The 10,495-nt window shown below is 73.1% G+C and carries 9 protein-coding genes and 1 pseudogene; 4 read left to right on the forward strand and 6 right to left on the reverse strand.

Going from position 1 to position 10,495, the window contains the following annotated elements; genetic code table 11:
* Nucleotides 1-105: 105 nt before the first annotated feature.
* Nucleotides 106-816, reverse strand: a complete 711-nt coding sequence (locus QRX60_RS39170; RefSeq protein ID WP_285996501.1) for an MBL fold metallo-hydrolase — start codon at nt 814-816, stop codon at nt 106-108.
* A 19-nt stretch (nt 817-835) separates the two neighbouring features.
* A pseudogene (locus QRX60_RS51660) lies at nt 836-1,984 on the reverse strand (alcohol dehydrogenase catalytic domain-containing protein); the annotation flags it as partial.
* Between the two features lie 58 nt (nt 1,985-2,042).
* On the opposite strand from QRX60_RS51660, the gene QRX60_RS39185 reads away from it, so the two are divergent.
* Nucleotides 2,043-2,612 (forward strand): TetR/AcrR family transcriptional regulator, encoded by a 570-nt coding sequence (locus QRX60_RS39185; protein WP_285996503.1) that lies wholly within the window; start codon nt 2,043-2,045, stop codon nt 2,610-2,612.
* Here QRX60_RS39185 and srmL read toward each other — a convergent pair.
* Together srmL and QRX60_RS39195 are read right to left on the reverse strand one after the other, a co-directional pair.
* Nucleotides 2,568-3,689 (reverse strand): PheS-related mystery ligase SrmL, encoded by a 1,122-nt coding sequence (gene srmL, locus QRX60_RS39190; protein ID WP_285996504.1) that lies wholly within the window; start codon nt 3,687-3,689, stop codon nt 2,568-2,570. The genes QRX60_RS39185 and srmL overlap by 45 nt on opposite strands.
* A gap of 414 nt (nt 3,690-4,103) precedes the next feature.
* Entirely contained in the window at nt 4,104-4,616 is a 513-nt protein-coding gene (locus tag QRX60_RS39195) for a DinB family protein (RefSeq protein WP_285996505.1), read from the reverse strand.
* Between the two features lie 44 nt (nt 4,617-4,660).
* Here QRX60_RS39195 and QRX60_RS39200 point away from each other — a divergent pair, with 44 nt between their 5' ends.
* The 3 genes from QRX60_RS39200 to QRX60_RS39210 are packed head-to-tail and all read left to right on the forward strand — an operon-like array spanning nt 4,661 to nt 8,993.
* Nucleotides 4,661-5,521, forward strand: a complete 861-nt coding sequence (locus QRX60_RS39200; protein ID WP_285996506.1) for a DMT family protein — start codon at nt 4,661-4,663, stop codon at nt 5,519-5,521.
* Nucleotides 5,522-5,574: 53 nt separating this feature from the next.
* Nucleotides 5,575-7,245: an ABC transporter ATP-binding protein gene (locus QRX60_RS39205; RefSeq protein WP_285996507.1), complete on the forward strand. Its 1,671-nt coding sequence runs from the start codon at nt 5,575-5,577 to the stop codon at nt 7,243-7,245.
* Complete coding sequence (locus QRX60_RS39210; RefSeq protein WP_285996508.1) at nt 7,242-8,993, forward strand: ABC transporter ATP-binding protein; 1,752 nt, start codon at nt 7,242-7,244, stop codon at nt 8,991-8,993. The genes QRX60_RS39205 and QRX60_RS39210 overlap by 4 nt, the downstream gene beginning before the upstream one ends.
* Before the next feature lie 181 nt (nt 8,994-9,174).
* Here QRX60_RS39210 and QRX60_RS39215 read toward each other — a convergent pair whose 3' ends face one another.
* Both QRX60_RS39215 and QRX60_RS39220 read right to left on the reverse strand, forming a co-directional pair.
* Nucleotides 9,175-9,384 (reverse strand): MbtH family protein, encoded by a 210-nt coding sequence (locus tag QRX60_RS39215; protein ID WP_285996509.1) that lies wholly within the window; start codon nt 9,382-9,384, stop codon nt 9,175-9,177.
* 11 nt (nt 9,385-9,395) lie between these two features.
* Entirely contained in the window at nt 9,396-10,418 is a 1,023-nt protein-coding gene (locus QRX60_RS39220) for an ABC transporter substrate-binding protein (protein ID WP_285996510.1), read from the reverse strand.
* Nucleotides 10,419-10,495 lie beyond the last annotated feature (77 nt).

Raw genomic sequence — 10,495 nt, forward strand, 5'->3', positions numbered from 1 at the left:
TCGGGCTTGCGTGATCCCGAGCTTCGAGCCCCTTCACGGGTAAGTCAATCCGTGGCCGCGCCCTCCCAATCCGTGAACGCGGTGCGTTTCACCCCGTGGAACACCTCAGCCGCCGAACATGACCTTCCACTCGTCGAGCGACCGCGGCCGGTAGACGAAGTTGGTGCGCTTGACGTCGGACAGCGCGGCCGACGGTTCGGCCGAGTACTGGTGCCCGGGGTACACGACGGGGTCGCCGGGCAGGCCGGCGAGCGCCTGCAGGCTGCGGTAGATCTCCTCGGCGTCGCCGCCGGGGAAGTCGGTGCGGCCACAGCCTTCGAGGAAGAGCGTGTCGCCGGAGACGAGCTTGTCCCCGACGAGGAAGCACTGGCTGCCGGGCGTGTGGCCGGGGGTGTGCAGCATCCGGATCGGGACGGACCCGACCTCGAGGACGTCGTCGTGGTCGTGCGCGCGCAGGTCGGTGTGCTCGACCCCGGTCACGCGGCGGACCCACTCGGTCTCGGCACCGTTGACGTGGATCGGCACCGGCTGGATCGCGAGCAGTTCGGCGATCCCGGGCAGTGAGAAGCCGAGCATCTCCCCGCCGACGTGATCGGGGTGGTGGTGGGTGGCGAGCACGCCGGTGAGCCGCATGCCGTCGGCCACGAGGACGTCGAGCAGGTCCTGCACGGCGTAGGCCGGGTCGACGATCACCGCTTCCTTGGTGTCCCGGTCGCCGATGAGGTAGGCGAAGTTCACCATCTGCGTCGCGACCGGGTCGCCGACGGCGAAGTCCCGCCCGGCGAGCAGCTGCCGGAAGTAGAGCCGATCTGCCATGGCCACACCCTACGGGTCAGCTGTTCGGCGGAGTCAGCACGATCCTGCCGAACACCTCACCGGCTTGCATTGTCCGGTGTGCCAGTACCGCTTGCTCCAGCGGCAGCACCTCGTGCACGACCGACGTCAGCTCGCCCCGGTTCGCCGCGGCGAACAGGTCGGCCGTCACCGCGCGCCGGTCGGCCTGGGGCACCGTGTTCGCGCTGAACGTCGCGAACGACAGCGACTTCTGGAACGCCGTGAACAGCTGCTTGCCGAAGTCGGCCGGTGGGTCGCCGGCGACCGCGCCGACCGCCACCAGGCGGCCGTTCGGGCTCAGCTTGGCGAAGAACGACGGCAGCCCCGGGCCGGCGACGACGTCGACGATGACGTCGTAGGTGTCCGCCGTCCCTTCGCCCGCGCGGTCCAGCACGCGGGTCGCGCCGAGTTCGCGCAGGCGATCGCCGCGCTCGGGCGACGACGTCGTGACCGCGACGGCGCCGGCCCCGGCGCGGGCCGCGAGCTGGACCGCCATGATCCCGATGCCGCCGGCCGCCCCGCGGACCAGCACCGACTCGCCGGGCGCGAAATGGGCGTGGCGGAGGCCGAAGTGGGCCACAGCGCCCGAGCTGCCGAGCGTCACCGCGTCGACGGCCGACGTCGCCGCGCTCGGGCGACGACGTCGTGACCGCGACGGCGCCGGCCCCGGCGCGGGCCGCGAGCTGGACCGCCATGATCCCGATGCCGCCGGCCGCCCCGCGGACCAGCACCGACTCGCCGGGCGCGAAATGGGCGTGGCGGAGGCCGAAGTGGGCCACAGCGCCCGAGCTGCCGAGCGTCACCGCGTCGACGGCCGACGTCGCCGCCGGGAGCGGGACGAGCGTGTCCGCCGGAGCGACCGCCTGCTCGGCGTAGCCGCCGCCCACGCCGGTGAAGGCCCACACGCGCTGTCCGGCCCAGTCCGGGTCGACGCCCGGCCCGGTCGCGGTCACCGCGCCCGCGATCTCGCCGCCGAGGATGTGCCCGTCCCGGAACCCATAGGCGGCGAGGGCGCCGCTGCGGATCACGGCGTCGACGCCGCCCACGCCGATCGCCTCGGTGGCGACCAGCACCTGCCCCTCCGCGGGTTCCGGGACCGGGACGTCGATGACCGCCAGCCCTTCGGGACCGCCGAACGCCTGCACCGCAACTGCTTTCATGCACCCGACGGTAGTGGACGCCGGCGTCCACTTGGCTAAAGTGAGAGCGTGGCCGATCATTTGCCTCACCTGCTGCGCTCCGACGCCCGCGACAACCGCGAACGCATCCTCGACGCGGCCCGTGCGGTGTTCGCCGCCGACGGCCTGGACGTGCCGATGCGGGAGATCGCCCGGCGCGCCGGGGTCGGGCCGGCCACCCTGTACCGCCGGTTCCCGACCAAGGAAGTACTGGTCACCGCGGCGTTCACCGACCAGATGCGGGCGTGCTACGCCATCGTCGACGAGGGGCTCGCCGACCCGGATCCGTGGCACGGCTTCGCCCTGGTGGTCGAGCGGCTTTGCGAGCTGCACGCCCGCGACCGGGGCTTCACCACGGCCTTCACCTCGGCGTTCCCGCACGCGATCGACTTCACCGCGGACCGCGAACGGGCGTTGCGGTCCATCGCGGAGCTGATCCGCCGTGCGCAGGAGGCCGGGCACGTGCGCCCCGACGTCGTCCTGGACGACGTGATCCTGGTCCTCATGGCCAACAGCGGCATCCAGGCGTCCTCACCGGCGGCGCGGGTTCTCGCTTCACGGCGCTTCTCCGCGCTCGCTCTCCGGGGACTGCGAGCCTGACCCCTGGTGCAAGGCGGCGTACGCGCGGTCGCGCAGGACGTTCGCCTCGCGATCCGACAGGGTCGCGTCCAGCGGGCGCAGGGTTATCCGCACCAGGAGGTTCTTCTGGTCCTCGGTGGCGCCGAGCCGGGCCAGCGCCTGGGGCGCCAGTTGCGCGCACGGCGTCTCCTGGCGGATTTCGACGCGCTCGACGACGTCGGCGTCGTCGCCGAGGGCGGTGCGGACGCGGTCGTCGAGGTCCTCGGCACGGTCGTCGGCCGCCACCGCGATGGAGAGGTCGCGGCGCACCGGCGGCAGGACCGAGACCGGGCGGTACGGCGCGAGGTCGGCGAGTTGCGCGACGACGGCCGGGTCCGCCGACCGCAGGAGGCGGATGTCCGGGATACCCTTCAACAGCATCAACATCCGGTCGAGGCCCATGCCGAGGGCGAGCCCGGACCAGCCGGCGCCGAGGCCGGCGCGGGCGAGGACGGCCGGGTGCGCGAGGCCGCATTCGGCGACCTCGACCCACTCGCCGCGGTGCTCGACGTCGAGCTGGGCACCGTCCACTGTGTAGGGATGGCGGCGGGGTTCGAGCCGCCACCGGCGTCCCGGCAACAGGTTCTCGACGAGGGCGGCCACGAGTCGTTCGAGGTCGGTCACTTGGGTGCGGGTGATCCGCCACAGGTCGAGCTGGTGCGGGGTGCCGGTGTGCAGCCGGTCGATGCTGTCGCGGCGGTAGACGACGCCCGGGCAGACGAGCAGGACGTCGTCGGCCGGGCGAGCTGCCAGTGCTCGCAGCGCGGCCGGGACCATGGCGCTGGAATGACTGCGCAGCACGTGGTCCGCGTCGACGTAGCGGGTGTAGCGCGCGTCGCGGGTGACGTCGCCGGGGTCGTAGCCGAGGTTGTCGTAGTTGTCGGCGACGGTGACGATCCGATCGCCCGGCCACCGCCGGACTTCGGTGCGCGATCCGGCCACGGCCGCGACGGCCCGCTCGACGACGAGCTGGACGGCGTGCGGCCCGCCGGCCGGATCCGTGAGATCGCGGACGGCGAGATCGCGGGTGAGCTGCGTGGGGGTGAGTGTTTCGGGCATGACAGGACCTCCTGAGGTGAGCGGGACGGGTGAGCGAGGGCTCCCCCTGGCCCGGACACCAGGCGAGGTTCGCTGTGACCCCGAGGCGGCCGCACATGGGCGACCGTTGTCGAAGTCAGGCCTGACCGCTCAGGCGATGCCGCTCAGGCAGCGCCGACCGCGGACGTGGCACCGAAACCCCGCTGGCACCGGTGAAGGGCCAGGGGGCCGGTAAATCGGCGGTACTCCGCAACGATGGCCACGAACCCAGGGTAGCCGGGCATGTCACGCGAATTTCCCCCAGTGGCCGCGCGGACAGCCTGCAGCCGCTCCCACCCCGCGGCCGACGCTTGCCCGGCCGCGCCCGCGAAGCGCCTCACCGCGCCCGAGCCACCACCTTCCCCGCAACCAACCCCCCCACCCGTCACCCTTCCCTCACTCGCCCACCTCCCCGTCGGCCAGCTCCCGCAGCAGATCCAGATGCCCCACGTGCCGCGCCGTCTCCTGGACCACGTGGGCCACCACCCACCGGACCGTGAACTCCCCTCGCCGCCGGGTCCGGTCGTCCGGCCCCAGCCGGCGCAGCGACTTCTCCGACCGCGCCCACTCGGCCTTGTACGCCGCCACCACCGAAGCCGGCGTGTCGTCCGGAGCCAGGTCCCAGCTCGGGTCCGGCGATCCCGCCCACAGCGAGGGCAGGTCCGCTCCCCCGGCCTCGATCGACAGCCACCACCGCTCCACCGCGGTCAGGTGCTTCACCACCCCCAGCGCGCTCAGCCGCGGCGACGTCGAGAACGGCGTCGCCGCGGCCTGCGAAACCGACAGCCCCGCCAGCTTGTTCACCGCCGTCGCACGGAGGAACTGCAGGAAGTCCAGCTGAAGACGCAGCTCGTCCCACGCGAGCCGGGCGGGCCACGCACGACGCGTCTTCGAACTCGTGTTCGACATGACCGCAAAATACCCCACCGGTCCGACAAAATAGAGTGATCGGCATGTGGTGGGGACTTCTCTGCGCCCTCGGCGCCGCGATCGCGTACGGCGTCGCTTCGGTGATGCAGTCGGTCGCCGCCCAGGCGACCGTCGACAGCGGCGCCGGCGGCGTCGATCCGAAACTGCTCGTCCGAGTCCTCGGCCAGTGGAAGTTCGTGCTCGGCCTGTCGCTGGACGTCGTGGGGTTCGCCGCGCAGATCGCAGCGCTGCACGTCCTCCCGCTGTTCGTCGTGCAGGCCGCGCTCGCTGCGAGCCTCGCCGTGACCGCCGTCGCCGCCCGGTTCCTCGGCGTCCACCTCGGCAAGAGGGAGTGGGCGGCCGTGGCCGTCGTCTGCGCCGGGCTCGGCCTGCTCGGCGCGGCCGCCGAGAGCGAGGGATCCGACCCGGTCGGGCTCGGCTTCCGGCTCGGGCTGATCGGCGCGGTCGTCGTGCTGGCCGCGGCCGGGATCGTCGCGGGCAGGGCAGGCCGCCGCGTGCGGACGCCGGCGCTCGGGCTCGTCGCCGGGCTGAGCTTCGGCGTCGTCGCCATCTCCGGCCGGATCATCCCCAGCCTCGCCCCGCTGGACCTGCTCACCGACCCGGCCACCTACACCGTGGCGGTCGCGGGCGGGATGGCGATGCTGTTCTACGCGACGGCACTGCAACGCGGGAGCGTCACCACCTCGACCGCGATGATGGTGCTCGGCGAGACGATCTTCCCGTCGCTGGTCGGTGTGCTCGTCCTCGGCGACCGCACGCGGCCCGGGTTCGCGGTCGCCGCCGTCGCCGGGTTCGTCCTCGCCGTGGCCGCCGCGCTCGCGCTGGCCCGCTTCGGAGAGCCGGCGACCGAGGCAAGTGAGACGAAGCCGACCGTGTTCCCGTAACTTCTTTACTTAGACTAGCCTTACCTATCCCACGACAGGACAGGGAGGCGCGGGTGAGCACGACCGGACGGGAAGTCCTCCGCCGTTCGATCACCGGGCAACGACGACCGGTGACCCTCGCGGCGCTGCTGACGGCGTGCCACCAGGGCGGCGAAGCGCTGGTGCCGGTGGTGATCGGCGTGGTGATCGACCGGGCCGTCGCAGGTGGGTCGGTGAGCACGCTGATCTTCTGGCTGGCGGTGCTGGGCGTCCTGTTCGCCGCGCTGTCGACCAGCTACCGCCTCGGCGCCCGTTTCGGTGAACGCGCCGCCGAACGCGCTGCCCACGACCTGCGCCTCGACATCGGGCGGCGCGTGCTGCACCCCGGCGGCGGCGCCGAGACCGGCAACCTCGCGGGCGAGCTCGTCAGCATCGGGACGTCGGACGCCAAGCGGGTCGGCCAGGTCAACGGCGTCCTGCCGTTCGGCGTCGCCGGGCTGGCCGGGCTGCTGGTCAGTGCCGTCGTGCTGCTGACCATGAGTGTCCCGCTCGGCCTGCTGGTGCTGCTCGGCACACCGCCGATGCTGTACCTGGCGCACCTGATCGGCAAGCCGCTCGAACGCCGCAGTGAGGCCGAACAGGAGCGGTCCGCCTTCGCCTCGGGCGTGGCCACGGACCTCGTCGCCGGCCTGCGCGTGCTCAAGGGCGTCGGCGCCGAACGCGCCGCCGTCGACCGCTACCGCCGCACCAGCCAGGACTCGCTCCGGGCGACGTTGCGCGCGGCGCGGGCCCAGGCCTGGCACAACGGCGCGCTGCTCGCGCTGACCGGCATCTTCATCGCGGTCGTCGCGCTCGTCGGCGGGAACCTCGCGGCGGCGGGCGACATCAGCGTCGGCGACCTCGTCGCCGCGGTCGGGCTCGCGCAGTACCTGATCACTCCGTTCTCGATCTTTTCGTGGGTCAACGGCGAGCTCGCGCAGGGCCGCGCGTCGGCCGCGCGCATCGCCGACGTGCTGAACGCGCCGCCCGCCGTCGACGCCGGCGAGGCCACGATCCCGGCTCCGGCCGCGGGGCACGTCCGGCTTTCCGCGCTCGGCCGGGGCGCGCTGCGCGACGTCGGCTTCGAAGCCCGCCCGGGTGAGCTGCTCGGCGTCGTCGCCACCGACCCGGCCGCCGCGACCGACCTCCTCGACTGCCTCGGCCGCGCCGCCGACCCCGCGACCGGCTCGGTGTCGGTCGACGCGGTCGACCTGTCCACTGTGGACCCGAGCCGGGTCCGTGAGGTGGTGCTGGTGGCCGCGCACGACGCGGACCTGTTCGCCGGGACGGTCGCCGAGAACTTCGCCACCGGGCCGCTCAGCGAAGAAGCGATGTCCGCGGCCGCGGTCGACGAGGTGGCCGGCGCACTGCCCGACGGCGTCGCGACCGAAGTCACCGAACGCGGGCGGTCGCTGTCGGGCGGGCAGCGGCAGCGGGTCGCGCTCGCCCGCGCGCTCGCCGTCGACGCACCGGTGCTCGTGCTGCACGACCCGACGACCGCCGTCGACACCGTCACCGAGGCCCGGATCGCCGCGGGCCTGGCCGCACTGCGGCGCGGCCGCACGACCATCCTCGTGACCACCAGCCCGGCGCTGCTCGCCGCGGCCGACCGCGTCGTCCTCCTCGACGACGGGCGGATCGCGGGCGAAGGCAGCCACGCCGAGCTGGCCGGTCGCGCCGACTACCGGGCGGCGGTGCTGTCATGACCCACGAACTCCTCCCCGTGGCGGACGGCCGCCGGGTCCGCGCCGTCGTCGGCGAGCTCGCCGGCCGGTCGAAGGGGCGTGCCGCGGCCGCGTTCACGATGCTGGTCGCGGCCACCGCGATCGGGCTGCTCACCGCTCCCCTGCTCGGCCGGGTCGTCGACCTCGTCGCGACGCGGCGGCCGGCGGCCGACCTGGTCACGCCGGTCGTCGGGCTGGTGCTCGTCGCGGTCGCGCAGGCCATCGCGACCGCCATCGGCGTGTCACTGGTGGCGCGGCTGGGCGAAACGATCCTGGCCGAGCTGCGCGAGCGCTTCGTCGAGCGGGCGCTCGGGCTGCCGCTCGAACAGCTCGAGCGCGCCGGGTCCGGCGACCTCACCACGCGCGTGACGAACGACGTCTCGGTCGTCGCCGAAGCCGTCCGGCAGGCGCTGCCCGAGCTGGGCCGCTCGGTGCTGACGGTCGTGCTGACGCTGGGTGCGCTGGCCGTGCTCGACTGGCGGTTCCTGCTGGCCGCGCTGGTCGCCGTGCCGATCCAGCTGTGGACCGTGCGCTGGTACGTGCCGCGCGCGAAGCCGCTGTACGCGAGCCAGCGCGAGGCCGTCGGCGCGCAACAGCAGCAGCTGCTGGACACCATCGGCGGCGCGAAGACGGTCCGCGCGTTCCGGCTGGCGGACACGCACCTGGAGCGGGTGCGGCAGCGGTCGGACACGGCCGTCGGCCTGGCGCTGCGCGGGATCCGGCTGGTGACGCGGTTCTACGCGCGGCTCAACCTCGCGGAGTTCGTCGGGCTGTCCGCCGTGCTGGCCGTCGGGTTCCTGCTGGTCGGGGCGGACGCGGTGACGGTCGGCGTGGCGACGGCCGCGGCGTTGTACTTCCACAGCCTGTTCGGGCCGATCACGACCGCCCTGGCCCTGGTCGACGACGCGCAGGCGGCCGCGGCCGGCCTCGCGCGGCTGATCGGCGTCGCCGACCTGCCCGCCGAGACGTCACCCGCGCGGCCGACCCGGCCGGTGGACGCGTCGGTGAAGACGGCGGCGGCCGGCTACTCCTATGTGGACGGTCACCCGGTGCTGCGCGACATCGACCTCGGCGTCGCGCCCGGCGAGCGGGTCGCGCTGGTCGGGGCGAGCGGCGCCGGGAAGACGACGCTGGCCAAGCTGATCGCCGGGATCCACCGCCCGGACACGGGTTCGGTGGCGCTCGGCGGGGTGGCGTTGGAGGAACTCGGCCCGGAGGCCACGCGCCGGACGGTCGCGCTGATCAGCCAGGAGGTGCACGTCTTCGCCGGGCCGCTGGCCGAGGACCTCCGCCTCGCGCGCCCGTCGGCGTCCGACGCGGACCTGCGGGCGGCGCTGGCGAAGGTGGGCGCACTGTCCTGGGTGGACAGTCTGCCGTCCGGGCTGGACACGGTCGTCGGCGAGGGCGGGCACCAGCTGACGGTGACCCAGGCCCAGCAGCTCGCGCTGGTCCGGCTGGTGCTGGCCGACCCGCCGATCGCGATCCTCGACGAAGCCACGGCGGAGGCGGGCAGCGCGGGTTCGCGGGTCCTGGAGTCGGCGGCCGCGGCCGCCCTCGAAGGCCGGACGGCGCTGGTGGTGGCCCACCGCCTCACCCAGGCGGCGGCGTCCGACCGGATCGTGGTCCTCGACGCGGGCACCGTGGTGGAGTCCGGAACGCACGACGACCTGGTTGCGGCGGGCGGCCAGTACGCGAAGCTCTGGGCGGCCTGGTCGGGTCAGCGCACCTGACGCCGTGTCGTCTCCCCCATCACGCGTGTCGACCTCCTGATCACGCGTGTCGACCCTTCCCGCACACGGGACTCGCGTGGTTGAAGGGGCATCTCGCGTGATTGGAGAGGCATCACGGGTGATTGAACGGACGACACGCCGGGAGCCTGAGTGGCTCCCGGCGTGTCGTGGGCGGGCAGGGTCAGGTGTCCATGGCGTCGGCCAGGGACTTGGGGCGCATGTCCGTCCAGTTCGCTTCGACGTGGTCGAGGCACTCCTGGCGGCCCGCGGGGCCGAAGGCGACCGTCCAGCCGGCCGGGACCTCCACGAACTCCGGCCACAGGCTGTGCTGGTTCTCCGCGTTGACCAGCACCAGGTACGTGCCGGCCGGGTCTTCGAACGGGTTGGTCATGCCGGGCCTCCTCAGGCGGTGATGTCCGTGCGGGCGCCCTGGACGACCTCGGTCAGCTTCCGGATGACCGGGGCCGCGAGCACCGGGTTGAACCGGGGTTCGGTCGACCAGTCGGCGAGCTGGTTCGCCTTCACCGCGGGCAGTTGCGCCCACGTCGGGATCGCGGCCAGCTGCTGGCGCGACAGTGCGTACGTGCGGCTGTCGGTCAGGATCAGGTCCGCCGGGTACTTGCCGGCCTGCTCCCAGCTGAGCGTCTCGAAGTAGTCGTCCGAGCCGGCGCCGTTGACGATGTCCAGGCCCAGGTCCCGGTAGTACGCCAGGTCCGCGAAGAACTCCGGCTTGCAGACGTACAGGTTGTCCTTGTCGCTGGACACCACGAGGACCTTGAGGCCGGGCTTGGCCTTGATCGCCGCCTTCAGGTCGTCGGACGCCTTCCGGAAGTCGTCCTTGCCCTTCTTGATGACGTCGGAGTTCGCGTCGCCGCCGAGCGCCACGGCGAGCTGCTCGTACCGCTCGATCACCTTCGGCAGCGTGACCTTGTACTCCGAGAGCGCGACGATCGGCGCGATCTGCTGCACCTTGGGGCCGAGGTCGTCCTTGAGCACCCACAGGTCGGTCGGCTTGGCGCCGGTGAGGCCGGTGATCACGAGGTCCGGCTTGAGCGCCGCGAACTTCTCCATGCTGAAGTCGTCCCAGGCGTTGCCGATCGACGTCACGGCGTTCAGGTCGATGTTGCCGGCCTGGATCTCCTTGGTGCCGTCGGCCGTCTTCTGCGGGCCGAACACGCCGAGCGGGCGGACCCCGTAGTCCCACAGCGCGGCGGCGGAGCTGACGTAGGCCACGACGCGGGTCGGACGCTGGTCGCGAGCCGCCTTCTGCCCGCGGTCGTCGGTGAACTCCCACGGGCCGGAAGAAGCGGCGGGCTTGTCCTCGCCGCTGCCGCACGCGGTCAACGCGGCGGCCGCGGCGAGCCCGCCCGCCCCGATCAGGAATCCCCGCCGGCTGAGCCCGGCGGCGCCTTGAAACACGGACATGTGCACCTCTCGCCAGCTTTTTAGGATAGGCACACCTTATTTAGGTGAGGCTGCCGAAAGCAACCGTCGCGACCGAC

The organism is Amycolatopsis mongoliensis (assembly GCF_030285665.1).
GTDB classification, from domain to species: domain Bacteria; phylum Actinomycetota; class Actinomycetes; order Mycobacteriales; family Pseudonocardiaceae; genus Amycolatopsis; species Amycolatopsis mongoliensis.